Origin of the sequence: Streptomyces sp. HUAS TT11 (assembly GCF_051553595.1) — a bacterium.
Taxonomy (GTDB): domain Bacteria; phylum Actinomycetota; class Actinomycetes; order Streptomycetales; family Streptomycetaceae; genus Streptomyces.
Genome location: NZ_CP196184.1, coordinates 916,085 through 935,056 on the forward strand (window position 1 = coordinate 916,085; position 18,972 = coordinate 935,056).

The window sequence follows — 18,972 nt, forward strand, 5'->3', positions numbered from 1 at the left end:
GGCACCGGGCGGATGTACGCACGAAGCGTCCGCAGGGGCCTTCACCGGGCGGAGTCATCGAAGGGCCCGGTACTGCCGCGGGGTGGGGCGGCGGCCGCTTCCGCCGCCTCACACCATCGGTCGAACGAGCACCCGGGAGCTCCGACAAGGTTGACCCGTCACCGCCCCGGGCACCTCCGACGCCTGGAGCGGGCCGACCCGGACACTCGCGAGGACCATGCCGGCGCGGAATTCCCGCGCCCGCAGCGCACTCCCCGCACCGCTCAGGTCGCAATATCACCCAGACATGCAAAGAGTCGGACAAGTACGCATAACGTACGGTGTGTTTCACACGGTGGGCCCAGTCCGCCGTGCCGGAAGCGGCTCTGAAGCCCGCGGCCCCAAGCGGTCCGGGAAGCACCTAGGGCAGGAGAAAGATCGATGACAGCACGTGTCCGGTGGCCGCGGGGCCGCCGCTCAGCAACCCTGCGCACCGCGGTCCCCTTGGTCACTTTGGTGCTGGCCTCGACCGCCTGCGGGGAACCAGCCCTGCACGTGGGCTCCGAGGACTCCCGGCCGCCCGCCACCAGCCAGGGCGCGACCACGCCCCGCACCGCGACACCCCGGACGCTCAGCCCCACGCCCGAGCTCAGCTCCGCGACCGGTGGGGCCCCGTCCGTCACCAGCGCCGCCCCGGCGGCAACCCCCGCCACCTGCACCGACCGCTACTTCAACGGCATGACCACGGCCCAGCGGGTCGGCCAGCTCTTCATGGGTGGCGTCTCCGCGGCCCGCCCCGACCCGGCACAGCTGCGCACCCTGCGGGCCTACCACGTGGGCTCCGTCATGCTGACCGGACGCAGCACCGCCGGAGTGACGGCCACCAGGAAGGTGGTCGACGCCATCCGGAGCCAGGCGGACCAGGTCGCCGGCCGGCGGGTCGGAATGCTGGTCTCCACCGACCAAGAGGGCGGGCGGGTACAGGTGCTCAGCGGCCCCGGCTTCTCGACCATGCCCAGCGGGCTGACCCAGGGCAGCTGGTCGACCACGACTCTGCGCACCCGGGCCGCGGGCTGGGCCAATCAGCTCAAGGCCGCCGGGCTCAACGTCAACCTGGCTCCGGTCGCCGACGTGGTGCCGGCGAGCCTCGGCACCCGCAACCGCCCGATCGGCTTCTTCAATCGGGAGTTCGGTCACACCGCCGACGTCGTCTCCTCGCACAGCAACGCCTTCGCCGCCGGTTTCGCCCAGTCGGGCGTGATGACGACCATCAAGCACTTTCCGGGGCTGGGCCAGGTGATCGGCAACACCGACACCACCGCGAACGTCGTGGACTCCGTGACCACCGCCAACAGCTCGAGCATCACGCCTTTCCGGAACGGAATCCGGGCCGGCTCGCCGTTCGTGATGGTCTCGCTGGCCACCTACAAGAAGATCGACTCCAGGCACCTGGCGGCCTTCTCGCCGACGGTCATCAACCAGATGCTCCGCACCCAGCTCGGCTTCAAGGGCGTGGTCATCTCCGACGACCTCGGCAACGCCGTCGCGGTGCGGTCCTTCACTCCGGCCCAGCGCGCGGTGAACTTCGTGTCGGCGGGCGGCGACATGATCCTCACGGTGAATCCGAGCACCGTCCCGGCCATGGCTCAGGCCGTCCAGACCCGGATGCAGCAGGACGCCTCCTTCCGTGCCAAGGTCAACGCGAGCGTCCACCGCGTACTCGACGCCAAGTACAAGGCCGGCCTGCTCAGCTGCGGCTGAACCGCCGCCGAGGCCCTTCGGCGCCCCGGAACGCCCCTCCCGGAAGGTCGACCGCGCGCGAGAGGCCTGCCCCTGCCGCCGGTGCGGCAAGGTCACACCATCCGCCCGTTCCACCATGGCCCCCAGGCCGTGGCGGAACGGGCGGCCTCGTGTCCCGGCCGCCCAGAGACGAGGCGATCACCCTGTCACGTCGATGATCAAAGAAATAATGCACCTTTTAACGCCTCTTTAAGCGTAAAAGTCATAGAATCCCTATGTAATTGTTGAAATCGAAACGCGAAGGCAGCCACCGAAGGAAGCTGCGCACCCGACCCACCCGTTCCTGCGCACGGGAACCCAGCTCATGCACGAAACAGGTAGCCGACAGAGCCCCGAAGGACTCGCCGAGGCACTGGGAGACGCGGCTCTACTGGTGTTGCGCCACCTGATGACCGTCGGCGACCTCAGTCTGACCAGCGTCTCGACACTGGACAGACTCGGCCGGTACGGGCCTGCCCGGCTCACCGAACTGGCGGCGGCGGAGGGAGTCGCTCAGCCCTCGATGACCCAATTGGTCCACCGCCTGGTACAGCTGGGACTGGTGCGGCGGGTCCGGCACCCCGGCGACCGCCGTGTGGTACTCGTCGCCGTCACCGAGTCCGGCCGGGAACTGCTGTCCGAACGACAGCGGGTCCATCACGCCCGCCTGATGGAGCTGCTGACCACCCTGTCCGGCGAGGACCGGCGCGCTCTGACCGAGGCGATGCAGGCGGCCCGACCCCTGCTGCGGCAGCTGCTCCTCAACGCCACCGCACCACCGCGCCGAGTCGGCACGGCGACCGCCTCGGCGGCCGGCTCATGAACGAACCGACGTCGGACGCCGAGCGCGAGGGCGAAGAACGGAGCGGCGCCTTCCGGCCCGGGATGCGCGACTCGCAGACGGCCCGTGCGAGGCCCACCCCTCACCCGGTGCCCGATCGACGGCGCGGCGACCCCGGCGAAGAGGAGGCGCCCCTGATGGCGAGGCCCTGGCGCGGCCGACGTTCGCAACGGGGTCTTGTCAGCCTCACGGCCGCCGCCGGCGCGCTGCTCACCGTGCTGATCGGCGCCGTCTTCGCCGCTTTCATCTGGTCCGGCAACAGCGTGCGGGAAACCGGGCTGGCCGAACGGCAATCCCACGCCGCACTCAGCCAGAGCCGCTTGGTCGACTCCCTCGTCCTCGACATCGAGACCGGTCAGCGGGGGTTCATCATCACCCGAGACCCGCATTTCCTCGAGCCCTGGAAAGCGGCCCAGGCCCGATTCCCCGCGCAGGCCGCAAAACTCGTCCGGCTCAGCGAGTCCCCTGCCGAACGAAACCTGGCGGTCCAGATCAGCCGGGCGGGCCGGTCCTTCATCGACACCTACTCCACTCCCCTGGTCGACGAGGCACGGCACGGCAACCCCCAGTCGAGAAGCCTGACGGCGACGGTGATGGGTCAGCAGAAGGTCGACGCGCTCAGGCGCATGTTCGACCGCTACACCGCGACAGAGCAGTCCGATGTCGCGGCGCGTGAAGCCGCCGCCGACGCGAGCGCACGAAGGGCGACCGCCGTGGCCTCAGCGGGCTTCGGCGCCTCGGTCCTGCTCATCGGCACGTACTCGGCGTACGTCATCAGGGTGATCGTCTGGCCGGTCCGCACCGCCGCCGCGGTGGCCACGCGGCTCGCCGTCGGCGATCTGACCGCCCGCATGCCGATGACCGGACGGCGGGAGATCGAGCAGTTGGAGACGGCGTTCAACACCATGGCCGAGTCGCTGGCGAGCAGTCTCGCGCAAGCCCGGCGGGCCCACGGTCGCCTGAAACTGCTCTACGACTCCAGTGTGGCCGTCGGTACCACCCTGGACGTCACACGAACCGCCCGGGAACTGGTGGATGTGGCGATACCCCGGTTCGCCGACTTCGCCACCGTCGACCTCGCGATGTCCGCACTGCGCGGCGACGAACCGACTGTCACCGGCGACACCCCCATGCAGCGCGTGGCCGTCGGCGGCATCCGCCACGACTCACCCCTGAAGCCGGAAGGCACCATGGTGGCGTGCGACCGGCCGCCCTTCACAGGGTCCCCGTCCACGCCGCGGCCGTTGCTCGTACGCGATCTGAGTGAGTGCTCCGCGTGGCGGGGCGACAGCCCTCAGCAAGCCGAGCGCCTCCTCGCGTACGGCATGACGTCGTTGATCACGATTCCCTTGGCGACCCAGCACACTCTGCTGGGAACGGTCACCTTCTGGCGCTCCCGGTCCGCACCGTTCGAGAGACAGGACCTCATCGACGCCGAGGGGCTGGCGGTCAAGGCCGCGGCAGCCGTCGACAACGCCCGCCGCTACACCCATGAGCGGGACAGTGCGCTCGCCCTCCAGCACGCTCTGCTGCCGCATCGGCCGGCCGAGCAGCCTGCCGTCGACGTCGCCTACCGCTATCTCCCGGCAGGCACCCGGGCGGGTGTGGGCGGGGACTGGTTCGATGTCATCCCCCTGTCCGGCGTACGGGTGGCCCTGGTCGTGGGCGACGTCGTAGGGCACGGCATCCATGCCTCGGCCGCCATGGGACGTCTGCGCACCGCGGTGCGCACCCTCGCCGACGTCGACCTCCCACCCGATGAGCTCCTCACCCATCTCGATGACCTCGTACTCCACCTGGAGGACGCGCCGGCGAACGGCGAACGGGGTGCCACCTGCATCTACGCCGTGTACGACCCGGTCTCCCGGCACTGCACACTCGCCAGCGCCGGCCACCCCCTGCCCTTCGTCATCACGCCCGACGGCACGGTGGAGGAGATTGCCGGAGAGATCGGCCCTCCGGTCGGGGTGGGCGGTCTTCCCTTCGAGAACATCGAACTGGACCTGACCGAAGGCAGCACCCTTGCCCTGTACAGCGACGGTCTGGTGCACTCCGGGGAGCGCGACTTCGGCGAGGGCCTCGCCATGTTGCGCAGCGCGCTGGCCTCGTCGCCGGGCTCTCTGGAGGCCGCATGTTCCACGATCATGGACACCCTGCTTCCCGGCCCTCCGCAGGACGACGTCGTCCTGCTGCTGGCCCGGACCTGTGTGCTCACCTCGGACCGGGTTGTCACCTGGGACATCCCCGCGGATCCGGAGGAGGTGTCCCGGGCGCGCACGCTGGCCGTCGAACAGCTCGAGGCCTGGCGGCTGGACGAGTTGTCCTTCGTCACGGAACTGGTGGTCAGTGAGCTGGTGACCAACGCGATCCGTTACGGCGCCCCACCGATCCAGCTGCGCCTCATCCGCGACACCGCGCTCATCTGCGAGGTCTCCGACAGCAGCAACACCGCACCCCATCTGAGACGGGCGCGCACCTTCGACGAGGGCGGCCGAGGACTGCTGCTCGTCGCCCAGCTGACCCAGCGCTGGGGCACCCGGCACGCCAAGAGCGGCAAGACGATCTGGTGCGAGCAGGCGCTCACCGCGGCGGACCACGGGTCCCGCACGAGCGAGGAACCGGACGACGGAACGCCCCGCCCACAAGCGTGATCTGTCGCCCTGCCCTCCACCGCACCGGGCGGAGCGGTCACTGGCGTGTGTGTGCCTGCCGCCGCTCCGTCAGCACCGCGATCGCCCGTTCGCACCAGTCACGGTTGCCCTGTTCGAAGGCCAGGCCGCGCATACACGTCAGGTAGGGCCCGATGCGGTGTCCATGACGCAGAAACTCCTCTTCCGTACGCTCGCCCCGCATACCGCGCAGCAGTTGGCCGAACAGGTCGATCTTGGCTGCGGCAATGGATGCGCGTTCGCCCAGTTGTGTGATCAGCGCTCCGAGATCGACGTCGTCGGCGGCCTGCACTTTGACGAGGAGATCGTCGCGGATGAACGGGGGTTTCGCGGCGGCGGCCGTGAAGTCCTCCAGCTCCGCAAGCCCGGACTCGGTCACGCGGAACAGGCGCTTGTTGGGCCGGGCGTCCTGTACGACCTCACGACCCGCGATCAGCCCCTCCCTCTCCAGCCGCGTCAACTCGGCGTAGAGCTGCTGCGGCTGGGCGTACCAGAAGTTGGCCACACCGAGGTCGAACGACTTGGCCAGCTGGTAGCCGCTGAGCTCCACGTCGAGCAGTGCTGCCAGCACCGCGTGCCGTAGCGCCATCGCTCGCCTCCTTCACACCCCTGTCGCCGGTCCCGCCCTCCATGATAGTCATGAAACTGACTAGTCACATTCATGACTATCCAAGAGAGCGAGCCGGGCCATGGCCACCACAGATCGTTTCCGCGACGCCGTCGACAACCGCGACCTCGCGGCCCTGGAGGACCTGTTCACCGAGGACATCCGCCTCTACAGCCCCGTCAAGTTCACGCCTTTCGAGGGCAAGCAGATGGTTTTGGGGCTCTTCGGTGTCCTGTTCCGCACGTTCGAGGACTTCCGCTACATCGGCGACCTGTCCGGTACGGCACAGACCAGCGTCGACGGCACGTCCGCCCCGTCGACGGTCCTCCTCTTCCGCGCCAGGGCAGGAGGCAAGGAGATCCACGGCATCGATCTGCTGCACTTCGACGACGACGGCCGGATCAAGGAGTTCACCGTCATGGTCCGGCCCCAGTCCGCCGTCCACGCCCTGGGTGAAGCCGTTCTGGCCGGACTTGTCTCGGCCGGGCTCGCGCCTGCACCGGCCGGCCAGTAGACGCGCCTTCCCACCCGCGGCGGCGGCGCCACGCCTTCGGGACATCCAACGCCCCGGAACCGGCCGCGGCGCGCGGGCACCGAAGGCGGTCGACGCACCGCCGCCGCGAAGACCGTACGAGGGACTCCGGCGCCGCCTCCCGGCGAATGCGGCGGTGCGGCGGTGCGGCGAACCACCGTTCAGGGGACCGTCCACCGGCTCCCCGGCTCCGTTGCGCCTGCCGCCGTGAAGCCCGTAGCCACTCGCAAGGGCAGCTCACGTCACAAGCGTTCGTACCCCGCCCGGACGCCGCGGGACCAGTCACCCGGACAGAGCCGCCGGGATCGAACGGGAGCCCGCCCCGGTCAGCGGACTGCCGGGGCGAGCGGCGAACGCTGTCCCCCGGAAGTGTGTGCCGAGATGAGTAGGGTGAGCCGCGGCAGTGAAGGCGGGTGGGGATGACACGAAGGCCATCCATGGACGAGGCCGTGGGGCTGCTTGAAGGCGAACTGAGGGCGGGGCAGGGGGCCCTTGTCGGTCTCGGCACGGACGACGCCTGGGAGTCCTTCCTTCGTTTCGGCCGCCAGTTGTTCGACGTCTCGGACGCCCCTGATGCCGATGGCCTCCTCTTTCAGTACGGGACGTACTCGTTCGACGGCCCTCCGACGTTCACGGTGGACCTCACGCGACAGTTCGCGGTCTCCGACCACGATGGTGCTCACGACCATTACGTGCAGGTCCACTGCGAGATCCGATACGGCTCCGAACCTGCCCTGGAAGCCCTGGGCAGCTTCCACTCATGGTTCTTCCACGGTGCCGGTGCCGATCTCGACGAGTGGGCCCGCGAGCTGACCGAGCGATCGGCCTGGACGACCCTCGGAAAGCTCAGACCGACTCGGATCAGGGTGTTCCAGGAACAGGTGTAGTTGCTCAAGCGGCCATTACGACAGGCGGGCCGCCCCATCGGATGTGGCTCTCGCTTCGATGCGGGCGCGTTCGCGTTGCTGGGTTGCGGGGACGTCGGCACCGGCGGCGGATGGGAGACCCGCACCCCACGCGCACAACGAGCACCAGGCTTGCCGTGAAGTGGGTCGGCTCAGGCAGTGAGCGCGCTCACGACGAAGACGTTCGAACGAGATAGACCGCGTAGTCGCGCTTTTCCCCGTCGACAAGGATGTAGCCGCGAGCGTTCTCGTACGCGCCCGTGCCGCCCGTGATAGCCGTTTTCCACGGCGGCGGAGTCCCCTCACGTGTGACCGCGAGCGTGTTCTGCCAGGTGACCTGCCCATTATCGAGGTTGTAAACCCCTGAACACAGCTGAGTGGTCGGGTTCTCCGAGGTGGGTTTCAAGGGCCCTCCGACCTGGGTGCACATGGTTGCGGAGAAACCGTACTTGCTCCCGTTACGAGAGAGCTTTTCCGTGATCAGAACCTTATTGCCCACTCCGGTTTCCGGATCTCCGTCGTTGAGCCTCTTGGTTCCCGTCATATCTCCGTGCAGACGGATCACTTCATAGTGCCCCTGCACTTCATTGGCCATGGGCTGGTACTTCGAGGGTGAAGAGGCATGGCATCCGAGATCTGTCAGTGCGAGCACCGAAGCAGCCATCAAATACCACCGTGAGATGGGCACAACCGTTCCCTTTCTGAGGGCGATTACTTACCGCGATGCGAGCACGCATCACGGTATACGGCAGCATCAACACGTAAACGCAATCAGAGAGGCTGAGATCTTCGTGTCGTAAAGGACCGACAGCCCGGCACCCGGTGCCCTGTCCACAACGATCGGCGCGGCCCGTATATATGCCGCGGCGCCCCGGATCGGGAACGGCGGTCGAACAGATTCTCCGGCACCACAGGGCGAACGCGACGTAGCAGAGCCGCCGGAACCGGAGTCAGCAGGATCAGCAACGCACCCGTGGACCGGGCCCTCCCCGGCGACTGTCCGCCGTCGGCCGTGGAGCGCGCGGAAGAGACCTCGCTACGCCGGGGCCGTGTAGCAGTGGATGGAGACCGACCGGTCCGGACTCCAACGTTGCTCCACCGTGGCCATCAGCTCCCAGCCCAGCCGCTCGTACAGGGCCGCCGCGGAGGTGTCGGACGCCACGACGTCGAGCACCGGGTGCAGGCCACGACCTCGTGCTTCCTCCATGGCCCGGCCCATCAGCAGGGCACCGATGCCGTGCCCCCTGGCCTGCGGGGCGACGAACAGCCGGCTCACCACCGCGGTCAGGTCCTTGCTCACCCCACTGCGCTCACTCCACAGGCCGGGTGCCAGATCTCCCTCGCTGCCGCGCGACAGGCTGACATGACCAACGAGACGGCCGCCATGTTCGGCGACCCAGGCTGCCGACACAGAGGCCTGTGACAACCACTCCTCGGGCCGCTCAGGCCAGTTCACCGGGTAGCCGTCACATCGATGGACGTCCGCGAGAACCCGCACACATCTCTCCACATCGCCGCCGGTCCTCGGTCGGACCCGGGGCTCCGCCCCCTCCACGGCAACCGCTGCGCTCTTGATGGTCACGACGGCATGGAAGCACAGGCAGCGAAGCCACGACCAGCCACTTTCGGCACAGCTCCGAGGCGGTGGGCTTGCCGTTCCGCCGCGTCGCGTGTTCGGATGGCGGCAGCATCGCGTGCCGGTGGCGGACAGCGTCAGGCATGGAGGTGCGGAACCGAAGGGACTGCCATCCGTGGCTTCCCAGGACCGCGACCGTATGGCCGCATGGAGCCTTCAGCTCGCACAAGCACATCAGGAACTGCGTCACCGGATCAACGAGATCAGAACGGGCCTCGGACAGCGCCGGCTGAGCGACGACGCACTCCTCACCCACTGTCTGGCGTTCTGCGCCGCATTGACGACGCACCACCACGGCGAGGACGACGGGATGTTCTCGCAGCTGTTGCTCGCTCGCCCGGATCTCGCAGCGACCGTCGCGAACCTTGCCGAGGATCATGGAATGATCGCCGCGATCCTGGCCCAGGTGAGCGAACTCGCCGACCGGGCCGCCGGATCCGGCGGCGACGCCCTGGAGGCGATCGGGGGTGAGCTTGACGGATTGGCGGCGATCATGGAATCCCACTTCGGCTACGAGGAGCGGACGATCAGCGAGGCGCTCGACGAGGGAGTAGCCGACACCGGATGGTCCGCCGACGTGTTCCGGTTCGGCATGCCATGAACCAGCCGTCTGCGCGCAGGGCGGCACCACCCGAGGCGGGCGACACGCCGTCAACAGGACAGCCTGCGTCGGTCAGTTGAAGGGTCGAGCCTCTCGAGGGCGACAACACCATCAGTCACAGTCGGACGTGAATACCGGAAGTCTGCCGGCCGTAAGGCCCGTTGTCCCGCCCCGGCCGAAATCCGCGGGCACGCTCGGAGGGTACGAGGGATCATGAGGCATGCGCCCGGATGACTGGCACCTCACCGAAGACCTCGACTCCTTTCTCGCCCGAGCCGGAGACTTCCTGCACTCGCGCCCGGCCCTGCACGCCCTCCCCTTGACGGTGACCGAGACGCTTCGCACCCGCGGAGTGGACGCGTACGGCACCGAGGCTCCGGCCTTCGGCTGGCTGGAGCGTGCCGGTGAGGTTCGAGCGACCTTCTTCCGCACCCCGCCCCGTCGTCTGAACCTCACCCCCCTCACCCCCGAGGAGGCCGACGTTCTTGCCGCACACTTGGTCGGCCTCGACCGCTCCCTCCCCGGCATCAGTGCGGACCACAACACCGCCACCGCCTTCGCCGAGGCCTGGCAGCGGCACTCGGGCGCAACACCGACGCTGCACGAGCGGCAGCGCCTGTACCGCCTCGGTACGCTCACACCGCCGGAGGTGCCCCCGGAGGGTCGGGGGCGAGTCGCGGGCGAGCAGGACCGCGAGCAACTCATGCTCTGGCACCGTGAGTTCACCGCCGCCATCGGAGAGCTCACCTCCACCGACGCGGGCTCCTGGGCCGACGCCCGTATCGCCTCCGGACGCGTCACGTTCTGGGAGACCCCGGACGGCACCCCCGTCTCCATGGCGGGCGTGAGCCCGATGGTCGCCGGCCAGATCCGGGTAGCGCCCGTCTACACACCGGCCCACCTGCGCGGCCGCGGTTACGCAGGTGCTGCGACGATCGAGGTGAGCCGGGCCGCGTTGGCCGCGGGCGCGGCACATGTCCTGCTGTTCGCGGACCTGGCCAACCCCACCAGCAACGGTCTCTACCGGCGTCTCGGTTACCGCCCGGTCACCGACTTCGCGATGTATGACTTCCAGTAGGCGCGGATGAGGCCATGTTCGGCGAAGTAGTCCCTCTACGGGCCCCGTCGGGTCGGCGGAGGCTCACTGGGCCGGCGAGAAGCTGCGGACTGCGGCCGGTAGCCGGTGTGCCTGCATCAGAACGGAGGGGGAGACATGACACTGGGGCGCAAGGGATCACGGCGCAAATCCGTCGACGGTACGGATTACCGTTGGCGGCTACGGCGCAGGCCCACCTACAGCCAGGCCCTCTGCTGGTCACCGTGTACCTGTGCCGTGGAGCATGCGGACCGTCCCGGGACGACGCTCGTCGTCACCACGAACCAGCCGCACATGGGCAACTGGTGCGCCCGCGAGGCCACATCGGTACACCCCTCGGATGTCGCAAACGCCATTCGGTGCGCCCTACGACAGGGTTGGGTCCCGGCTCAGGCCGGCTCACCGTTCCACCTCGACCAGTCCGCAGGCTTCTCCCCTCGGCCCTGATCTGGATGGCGAGCGGGCACCGCTCCGCACGTCCGGCATGGAGGGCTCCGGGCCGGCCTCTCAAGTCGGCCTGTGCTGTCCATGAGAACGGTTCCGGCTCGCCTTCCCTTTGAGGGGCGCGGCTATGAGCGATCCGACCCGTCTCGGGAGCGTCTGGGACATCGAAGCAACGACGGCTGGGGTCCTCCTGGCGCTTCTTGAGGCCACACCTGACACTCACAACTCACCATTCCGCACAGCCCGGCAAGTTGCCGGCCGAACTCGGAGACTCCCAGGTCAACCACAAGGATCACCGATCGACCACAGCCTCGTAACGGATTGATCTGTGCGCGTCAAGCGAGCGGTTTCCGGCAACCTTGATCAGGTTCGATGGGCGCACACCGACGCCGTCATCCCTGGGGGGACACTCATGCACTGGATCACCGATGTCTTCAAGAAGTACGCGGTGTTCAGCGGCCGCGCACGCAGGCAGGAATTCTGGGTCTTTTTCCTGTTCAACCTGATCGTGACCAACGTGGTGACGTTCGTGGACCACGCCATCGGTTCGAACATCCCGCTCATCGTCTATACGCTCGCCATCGCGCTGCCGCTCCTCGGTCTTGCCGTGCGCCGCCTGCACGACACCGACCGCTCCGGTTGGTGGTTCCTGCTCACCTTCGTCCCGTTCGGTGTGATCGCCCTGATCGTCTTCTACGCCACCGCGGGCAAGCCGGAGGACAACGAATACGGCCCCGATCCGAAGTTCGCTGCGGCTCGGTGAGCCGACGGCAGCACCGGCAACGGCCCGCCGAATTCGCTCGGCGGGCCCGCGCTTTCGCCCCGCCCTCCCCCGCCGTCGATGCCGTCACCTCGAATCTCGGTCGTCCGCGGCTTCCGCCGCTTTCGCGGTGAGGATGTCTTCCGCCTCGCGCAGGATCCCGCGCAGCAGTTCACCTGCGGGGAGAACGTCATGGACGAGCGCGGCGGACTGGCCGGTGAACGGCAGGTATTCGTCACCGCCGCCTCGGCTGATGGACTCCATCAGCCGAGGAACGACATCCTCTTTCACTTGCTCGGGATGATGACGAAGTGTGTCCACCAGTTCCGTGCGCAGCGCGCGGGGCACGCCGTAACTCTCGGGGCGCGAGTACGGCGGGAGAATCCGTTCACTGTTGAGCACCTTTACGGCGTCCACCGCGTCGGCACCGACAATCCGTTGCTTCCAGTCGTCGGAGATACTCATCTCGGTGGAAGCGAGAAAACGCGTGCCCATCGCCACACCCTGGGCACCCAGTACGAACGCGGCGGCGACCCCGCGCCCGTCGGCTATCCCACCGGCAGCGACGACCGGAGTGTCGCCCGCCAGGTCGACGACCTGCGGAACCAGCACCAGGGTGCTCACGTCACCCCCGTGACCCCCGGCTTCGCCCCCTTGGGCAATGATGACGTCGGCTCCCGCATCGACCGCCTGAGCCGCCTGGCGGGCATCGGTCACCTGCTGGATCCATCTGATCCCCGCCGCGTGCGCCCGATCGATCAGATCCTCCGGAACCGCCAGATGGAAGGAGATGGCAGCGGGACCTTCCTCGATCGTGGCTTCGAAGGCTTCCTCGTTGAACGGCCGCATCGTGTGGTTGATCGCGAAGGGGCGATCGGTCAGTTCACGCAGGCGCGACCACTGATGCCTCAGCTCGTCGACGGTGCGCGAAGCTGTGCCCAGGCTGCCGAGCCCTCCCGCCCCGCAGAGGGAGGCCGCCAGTGCGACTTCGTCCCAGGGTCCGAACGGGGCACCGATCACGGGTGCCCCAATGCCGAGCAGTTCGCACAACGGAGTGTGAAACATGACTACCTCCGCCACGGCAAGCATTCATGTCCATGCACCGGCCATGAGGCCGCTTCGATCTCTCCAGTATGCCTTTCCGCACTGCCCTCGCCACCACACCGACCGCCTCCGCCCACAAGAGGTGAAACGTGTAGCGGTCGAATTCCGTCACCGCTCTCCCGAGTACGGCCCGGTTGTCGAGGCGGGCTTCGGCCCTGTCCCTGCGTCAGCGTGACGGGGGCTTGCCGGTCCGGCCGGGCCGGGACCGGCGACGAGGGCCTGGGCGTAAGTGCGGAAGGCAGCGACCAGACGGTTTCGGTCGCCGGCGCGTGTCGCCAGCACGACGTGACTCGGCTCGACGCCCTGCAGGGGGACCGTGGTGAGATCGGGGCGGAGGCTGTTGATGTGGGTGCCGGCCGCGATGGCCACGGCCTCCCCGGCGGCGATGAGCTCGAACTTGTCCTCGACGGCCTCGATGAAAGGGCCGTCGGGCGCGGGCCTGCCGTCGGGACGGGGGTCGATGCGCCAGAAGGCGCTCCAGGCCGGGTCGGATTGCCGCACCCGTGGGAGGGGTTCGTCGGCGATGTCGTCGAGGGTGACGGATTCCTTGCCGGCCAGCCGGTGGTCGAGCGGGATCACCAGCACCCGGGGCTCGTCGTAGAGGACGGTCACGTGCAGCCGGTCGGTGGGGAGCGGCAGCCGGGTCACCGCCGCGTCCACCCGGTGATCGAGCAGTGCCGCACGCACCTCGTTCCATGCCAGATGCAAAGTGCGCACGTCAGCGTCGGGGCGCCGATGACGCAGCTCGCGCACCGCCGGGGTGACGATGATCCCCCCGGTGTACCCGATGGTGATCCGGCTGGGCTCGGCGGCGGCCCGGGTGTCGGCCGCCGCGCGGGCGGCCGACCGCAGCAGCGCCCTGGCCCGGGGCAGGAACACCTCCCCGGCCTCGGTGAGCCGGGTGCCCTGCGGGGTCCGGTCCAGCAGGCGGGCGCCCAGCTGCTCTTCCAGGCGGCGGATCTGCCGGCTCAGGGACGGCTGCGCGAGATGCAGGGCGGCGGCCGCACGGCCGAAATGCAGGTGTTCGGCGACGACGACGAAGTAGCGCACCAACCGCAGATCGAGGTCTGCCGGAGGCGACGGCAAGTCGGGCATACCCGCATCGTATGCCGACGGCTCGCCCACTGACCCTCCGAGACGGCAGTGACCTGGGGTGATGCCTGATTCGTATGACTCGTTGCGAAACAGGTCTTGGACACGCGCAGCCGGCTGATCCAGCGTGGAGGCACGAGCCCGTCGCCTTCTGGCGCCGGGTCGACTCGGATCACCCAAGGGATATTCACCATGCGCGTATTCGTCACCGGCGCGACCGGATTCATCGGCTCTGCGGTTGTCCGCGAACTCCTCGATGCGGGGCATGAGGTCGTGGGCCTCGCCCGCTCGGACAGGGCCGCCGCGGCTTTGACGGGCGCAGGCGCCGAGGTGCAGCGCGGCTCCCTCGACGACCTCGACAGTCTGCACGACGGTGCCGATGCAGCGGACGGCGTCATCCACCTCGCCTTCAGCCATGACTTCTCGGACTACGTCGCCGCCGGCAAGCAGGACCTGCGTGCCGTCGAGGCCCTCGGGGCGGCACTCGAAGGCACCGGCAAGCCGCTCGTGGTCACCTCGGGAACATTGATGCTCCCGATGATCGCGCCAGGGCGCCTCGGGACCGAGGATGTCGTGCCCGACCCCGGGGCGACGGGACCCCGGTTGGCCTCGGAGAGCGCGGCCCTCTTGATGGCCGCGCGTGGGGTGCGGACGTCGATCGTGCGCCTTTCACCGTCCGTGCATGGCGAGGGCGACAAGGGATTTGTCCCGCGCCTGATCGGCATCGCCCGCGAGAAGGGCGTGTCGGCCTACGTCGGCGACGGGTCGAACCGCTGGCCCGCTGTCCACCGCCTCGACGCGGCGCGCCTGTTCCGGCTGGCGGCGGAAGCCGGCCCGGCCGGCTCGATCCTGCACGGAGCCGGTGAGGAGGGGGTGCCGTTCAGTGACATCGCCGAGGTCATCGGCCGCCGGTTGAACGTACCGGTCGCCGGCATCGCCGCCGAGGACGCGGGCGAGCACTTCGGCTTCCTTTCCGCCGCGGTGGCGCTCGACAACCCCACCTCGAGCGCCCTGACCCGGAAGCGGCTGGGATGGGATCCCGTGCAGCCCGCGCTCGTCCCTGACCTCGAAGAGGGTCACTACTTCAACGACTAGCACTCATCACGCAATGCTGTGATGCCCGTCCCGTGCCAGTGCGGGCCGGCGCGCCAGGGTGGCGCCTGCCCGTACAGCCGGCTGGTCCGACGTGACCCTCGTCGGGCGGCCGCCGCTCATCCTTCGGAGTTCGCGGTGTTCACCGCGGTCTTCGCGGCGTCCAGTTCGCGGAGGATGCGGGTCAGGTCGACCGGGGCCGCGGCGAGGCGCACCGGTCGGCCCTCGTCGTCGAGTTCGGCGATGTGCCAGTTCCTCGGGACGGTGTCGCCGTCGGCGCCCCGGGCGCGCCGAACGTTCTGCACGGTGATCCTCTGCGCCGGTATCCGTTTCGCCGCGAACCGGCCCGGACCGGCGTGAGGTGTCACCGCGGGCGGCCCGTCACCGAGGAGGACGTGGGTGCCGAAGCCGTGCGGGTTGTAGTCGGTGTGCTCCAGGAAGCGGGCGGCGAGGAACATCTCCCCGTCCTTCTGAACGGCTCCATCGATTGCTCGGGTCGCGACAGGTGTGCGGACCCGGGTGGCGCGCCAGGCCAGGGCGAACAGGCCCAGTGAGACAAGCGATCCCGCCGCCGACCACGTGAGCGCGACCGGGGGTTCGAGCAGGGTCGTGGGGTGCAGGTAGCAGAGCGGCAGCAGCCACAGTGCGGTTCCCACCAGCGCGCCCGCGAACGGCAGGACGGACGGGAGGACTTCGTCGTCGGGCAGTCGGCGCCCGCGCAGACGCAGCAGGACCTGGGCGCCCGGGTAGCCGGCGGCCAGGGCGAGCACGGCCGCGACGACGGCGACCTCCCCTCCCCCGGTGACATGCTCGCGCCAGATGTGCCCCTCTCCCATCACCTCCATGACCTGGTGATGCCAGACGGTCAGTGCCACCCGGTCCCCGGCCTCGAACTCCTCAGCGGCCTCCTCCGAGACCTCCAGCCTCTGCACCGGCCGGCTGTCGGTGAAGTACAGCCAGCTTCTCTGCTTGGGCTGGTGCGGTTCGGTCCGCGCGACCACGGCCGGCACGGTGGACAGACAATCACCGCTCTCCTGGACGGCCGTCTGCGTTGTGCAGGGGGCGGCCGCCTGCCACGCCTCCTCGTCGGCGGCGGCGATCGGCACGAAGTACGCGGCCACACCCGCACCAGCCAGGAGCGCCGTGCACAGTGCCAGTGACCCGACCCTGCCGCTCCCGGCGGTGCGGTGCGTGACGACCGGGAGGCGGCCCGGCTCCGCGCCCGAGTGGCGGCGGTGCAGTTCCCACAGTGAGTCGACCGTCGCGTCGAAGTCCGGATCGTTGTACGACCATGCCACCGGTAGCGGCAGGAGGCGCTTGTGTCCGTTACGCCGCGAGAGGCCGACGCGACGCTCGATGCGGGCGTTGCGTGCGGGCTTCTCGAAGATGTACAGGCCGGCGATGTCGCCCCACGGCACACTCTTCCGACGCAACAGGGTACGGACGTGAACGCCGTGCACGTCGGCGCCCACCTGGGCGAAGACATGGTGGAGCGACACCGTGCCCGCCACGATCAGGGTCAGACCGATGGTCGCTCCCACGACGAGGAGCACGCCTCCGTGGGCGACGCTCGCGGCGGTCAGGCAGACACCGAGCGCACCGAGTCCGACGAACAAGCGGAGCGTGCTTCTCCGGGGCGAGCGACAGGTCACTTCCGAGACATCGGTCATGACAGGAATCCTGCCACCGGTCCGGCCACATCTGCCGTTCGGTGTGCGGCGGCCTGCTCGCCCCCAACGCCGGTCACCCGGCGCGGCGTTGCCCTCGCGGTCGATCAGGCGCCGTCGGACACGGATTCTTCCACCGGGACTCAACCGGGCGACGCGACGGGCTCCAGCCTCACGACGGGAAACCTGCGGGACGTCTTGGTCTCGTAGTGCGCGCTTTCGGTCCAGTAGGCGGACCAGATCCCGTACAGGCGCTCCCACTCGGGCGACGGATGCAACACGACGGTGGGCATCGCCTTCATGACGCGGTCCCCCACCTCGATCGTCACCTCTGACATGGCGGCGACGTTGGCCACCCACGCCGGATCGTTCTCCGCGCCACGCGCCGAGCCGCAGACGAGATAGCCGTCACCGTCGGCGGCGTACACGAGGGGGTTCACCCGTTCCCGGCCCGTACGGCAGCCGACCGTGTGCAGGAGCAGGAGCTGGGCGCCCTCGAAGCGGCCCCCCACCGCCCCGTTCCCGCACCGGAACTCGTCGATGATCCGCTCGTTCACGCCCTGCACATCGGCCATGCCCGCCTCACTCCGTACGAAGATCCACTCGGTCCTCAGCTAACCAGCAAGCCGCCTGGCCGCACCGAGCCACGCCGCACCGTGCCCGGGATGCCGAGCAGCTCCACCCGGACCGAGGGCGGGCGCCGGCGGGCTCAGTGGGCGTCGACCCGCTTGCGCCGGAACGGATGGGAACGGCTCGAGGCGGCGGTGCCCCGTGCTGCGGCGCGGGCCGGACCGTCGGGGAGAGTGAAGGAGAAGACCGCCGTCAGCGCGGCGATCACGGCCAGGGCGAGATAGGCGTGCTGGTAGGCGGAGACGGGCGGATCCGCCGCGGCACCCGCCGGGGTACTCAGCACGAGGGCCGTGGTCACCACGGCGGGAGCGAGGGCTCCGCCGGTCTGCCGGACGACGGTGTTCAGGGTGGAGGCCTGGGCCAGGTCCGTCCGGGCGAGGGTGGCCAACGAGGCCACCGTCGTCGGCATGAAGACTCCGCCCATGGCGACGCCGAGCAGGAACATGAGGCCGCGGAACGTCCACAGGCCGGTGTGCTCGTCGCAAGCGGCGAACAGCAGCAGGACCGCACTGACACCGGCCATGCCGCAACCGATGATGACCCGGGGACCGATCCTGGCGTAGAGGGCCCCTGCGATCTGGACGGTCAGCAGGACGCCGAAGGCTTCGGGGAAGGTGCTGGTGCCGGACTCCAGAGCGGTGCGGCCCTGTCCCTGCTGAAGGAAGAGGGGGCCGAGGTACATGGCGCCGAGGATCGGCACCAGGCCCACCAGGCTGATCAGGTTGGTGTCCCGGAAGAGGCGATCCGCGAAAAGACGCAACTTCAGCAGCGGCTCGGCGATGCGCAGTTCGAAGACGACGGCGGCGACGAGCAGGACCGCGCCGAGGACCAGGGAGGTCACCACGGCGACGGAGGACCAGCCTCGGTTCGGCCCTTCGCAGATGCCGAACATCAGGGAGCCGAGGGCCGCCGCGCTCAGCAGAAGCCCCGTGAGGTCGAACCGGCCGGGCCGCGGGCCGCGTTGTTCGGCCAGGAACAGCAGCCCGAACAGCACGGCCGGCAGGCCCACCGGCAGGTTGACGTAGAAGACCCAACGCCAGGACAGGTGGTCCACGAGCAGCCCACCGAGGATCGGGGCGGCGGCAGGGGCGATCTGCTGCGGAATGATCGTGTACCGGGCGATCCGCACCTGCTCCGAGGAGGTGAAGGTGCGGAACAGCAAGGAGGCCGAGGCCGGGAAGAGCACGCCCGCGGACAGCCCCTGGATCGCACGGAAGACCACGAGCTGACCGAGGTCGGCGGCCGCCCCGCACAGCAGCGAGGAGCCGAGGAAGCCGGCGAGGGCGGTGAGCAGGACCCGTTTGCCGCCGAACCGTTCGACCAGCCAGGCCGAGGCGGGGATGGCCATGGCCAGGCAGACCGGATAGACCACCACCACTCCGTCCAGGGCTGCCGTGGTGAGCCGGAACTGGCGGGCGATCGAGGGAAGCGCCACGGTGGTGATCGCCCCGTCGACGATCGCGATGAACGTCACGCACACACACATGGCGGGGACCACGAAACGCTGGCTGAGCTGCACTGGGGGGACGGACACAAAG

Annotated in this window: 17 protein-coding genes; 9 read left to right on the forward strand and 8 right to left on the reverse strand. The window is 69.0% G+C overall.

Translation table 11 applies throughout. From position 1 onward, the window contains the following. The first annotated feature begins 420 nt into the window (after positions 1 to 420). The 3 genes from ACSHXN_RS04390 (at position 421) to ACSHXN_RS04400 (ending at position 5,250) form a co-directional block, all read left to right on the forward strand. On the forward strand, positions 421 to 1,740 hold the full coding sequence (locus tag ACSHXN_RS04390) for a glycoside hydrolase family 3 N-terminal domain-containing protein (protein WP_355134711.1): 1,320 nt from the start codon (positions 421 to 423) through the stop codon (positions 1,738 to 1,740). A 343-nt stretch (positions 1,741 to 2,083) separates the two neighbouring features. Further along, the gene (locus ACSHXN_RS04395) at positions 2,084 to 2,581 is read left to right on the forward strand and encodes a MarR family transcriptional regulator (protein WP_355134709.1); all 498 of its coding nucleotides are present in this window, start codon (positions 2,084 to 2,086) and stop codon (positions 2,579 to 2,581) included. Further along, a complete protein-coding gene (locus ACSHXN_RS04400) occupies positions 2,578 to 5,250 on the forward strand; it encodes a SpoIIE family protein phosphatase (RefSeq protein WP_438302677.1) in 2,673 nt (890 codons plus the stop codon). The genes ACSHXN_RS04395 and ACSHXN_RS04400 overlap by 4 nt, the downstream gene beginning before the upstream one ends. Positions 5,251 to 5,287: 37 nt before the next feature. Here ACSHXN_RS04400 and ACSHXN_RS04405 read toward each other — a convergent pair whose 3' ends face one another. Then, on the reverse strand, positions 5,288 to 5,857 hold the full coding sequence (locus ACSHXN_RS04405) for a PadR family transcriptional regulator (RefSeq protein WP_355134705.1): 570 nt from the start codon (positions 5,855 to 5,857) through the stop codon (positions 5,288 to 5,290). A gap of 100 nt (positions 5,858 to 5,957) precedes the next feature. On the opposite strand from ACSHXN_RS04405, the gene ACSHXN_RS04410 reads away from it, so the two are divergent. Together ACSHXN_RS04410 and ACSHXN_RS04415 are read left to right on the forward strand one after the other, a co-directional pair. Then, complete coding sequence (locus ACSHXN_RS04410; RefSeq protein WP_355134703.1) at positions 5,958 to 6,389, forward strand: nuclear transport factor 2 family protein; 432 nt, start codon at positions 5,958 to 5,960, stop codon at positions 6,387 to 6,389. Between the two features lie 455 nt (positions 6,390 to 6,844). After that, positions 6,845 to 7,294, forward strand: coding sequence for a hypothetical protein (locus ACSHXN_RS04415; RefSeq protein ID WP_438302678.1), 450 nt, complete (start codon positions 6,845 to 6,847; stop codon positions 7,292 to 7,294). A gap of 187 nt (positions 7,295 to 7,481) precedes the next feature. Here ACSHXN_RS04415 and ACSHXN_RS04420 read toward each other — a convergent pair whose 3' ends face one another. Both ACSHXN_RS04420 and ACSHXN_RS04425 read right to left on the reverse strand, forming a co-directional pair. Continuing rightward, positions 7,482 to 7,976, reverse strand: a complete 495-nt coding sequence (locus ACSHXN_RS04420; protein ID WP_356293532.1) for a hypothetical protein — start codon at positions 7,974 to 7,976, stop codon at positions 7,482 to 7,484. Positions 7,977 to 8,348: 372 nt separating this feature from the next. After that, the gene (locus ACSHXN_RS04425) at positions 8,349 to 8,810 is read right to left on the reverse strand and encodes a GNAT family N-acetyltransferase (protein WP_355134878.1); all 462 of its coding nucleotides are present in this window, start codon (positions 8,808 to 8,810) and stop codon (positions 8,349 to 8,351) included. Between the two features lie 253 nt (positions 8,811 to 9,063). Here ACSHXN_RS04425 and ACSHXN_RS04430 point away from each other — a divergent pair, with 253 nt between their 5' ends. The 3 genes from ACSHXN_RS04430 to ACSHXN_RS04440 all read left to right on the forward strand — a co-directional run bounded on the left by ACSHXN_RS04430 (position 9,064) and on the right by ACSHXN_RS04440 (position 11,852). Continuing rightward, positions 9,064 to 9,549, forward strand: coding sequence for a hemerythrin domain-containing protein (locus ACSHXN_RS04430; protein WP_355134697.1), 486 nt, complete (start codon positions 9,064 to 9,066; stop codon positions 9,547 to 9,549). Between the two features lie 220 nt (positions 9,550 to 9,769). Then, positions 9,770 to 10,627 (forward strand): GNAT family N-acetyltransferase, encoded by an 858-nt coding sequence (locus ACSHXN_RS04435; protein ID WP_438302679.1) that lies wholly within the window; start codon positions 9,770 to 9,772, stop codon positions 10,625 to 10,627. Between the two features lie 874 nt (positions 10,628 to 11,501). After that, the gene (locus ACSHXN_RS04440; RefSeq protein ID WP_356114303.1) at positions 11,502 to 11,852 is read left to right on the forward strand and encodes a DUF805 domain-containing protein; all 351 of its coding nucleotides are present in this window, start codon (positions 11,502 to 11,504) and stop codon (positions 11,850 to 11,852) included. An 84-nt stretch (positions 11,853 to 11,936) separates the two neighbouring features. Here the strand turns inward: ACSHXN_RS04440 and ACSHXN_RS04445 are convergent, their stop codons facing one another. Together ACSHXN_RS04445 and ACSHXN_RS04450 are read right to left on the reverse strand one after the other, a co-directional pair. After that, positions 11,937 to 12,914 (reverse strand): NAD(P)H-dependent flavin oxidoreductase, encoded by a 978-nt coding sequence (locus ACSHXN_RS04445; RefSeq protein WP_438302680.1) that lies wholly within the window; start codon positions 12,912 to 12,914, stop codon positions 11,937 to 11,939. A 147-nt stretch (positions 12,915 to 13,061) separates the two neighbouring features. Further along, positions 13,062 to 14,048, reverse strand: a complete 987-nt coding sequence (locus ACSHXN_RS04450) for a LysR family transcriptional regulator (protein WP_438302681.1) — start codon at positions 14,046 to 14,048, stop codon at positions 13,062 to 13,064. A gap of 189 nt (positions 14,049 to 14,237) precedes the next feature. Between ACSHXN_RS04450 and ACSHXN_RS04455 the strand changes: the two genes are divergently transcribed. Beyond that, the gene (locus tag ACSHXN_RS04455; protein WP_438302682.1) at positions 14,238 to 15,140 is read left to right on the forward strand and encodes an SDR family oxidoreductase; all 903 of its coding nucleotides are present in this window, start codon (positions 14,238 to 14,240) and stop codon (positions 15,138 to 15,140) included. Between the two features lie 116 nt (positions 15,141 to 15,256). On the opposite strand, the gene ACSHXN_RS04460 is transcribed toward ACSHXN_RS04455, so the two are convergent. The 3 genes from ACSHXN_RS04460 to ACSHXN_RS04470 all read right to left on the reverse strand — a co-directional run bounded on the left by ACSHXN_RS04460 (position 15,257) and on the right by ACSHXN_RS04470 (position 18,968). Beyond that, positions 15,257 to 16,807 (reverse strand): PH domain-containing protein, encoded by a 1,551-nt coding sequence (locus ACSHXN_RS04460; RefSeq protein WP_438302683.1) that lies wholly within the window; start codon positions 16,805 to 16,807, stop codon positions 15,257 to 15,259. Between the two features lie 140 nt (positions 16,808 to 16,947). Beyond that, a complete protein-coding gene (locus ACSHXN_RS04465; RefSeq protein ID WP_355134683.1) occupies positions 16,948 to 17,379 on the reverse strand; it encodes a nitroreductase/quinone reductase family protein in 432 nt (143 codons plus the stop codon). A 134-nt stretch (positions 17,380 to 17,513) separates the two neighbouring features. Continuing rightward, entirely contained in the window at positions 17,514 to 18,968 is a 1,455-nt protein-coding gene (locus ACSHXN_RS04470; RefSeq protein ID WP_355134681.1) for a DHA2 family efflux MFS transporter permease subunit, read from the reverse strand. Positions 18,969 to 18,972 lie beyond the last annotated feature (4 nt).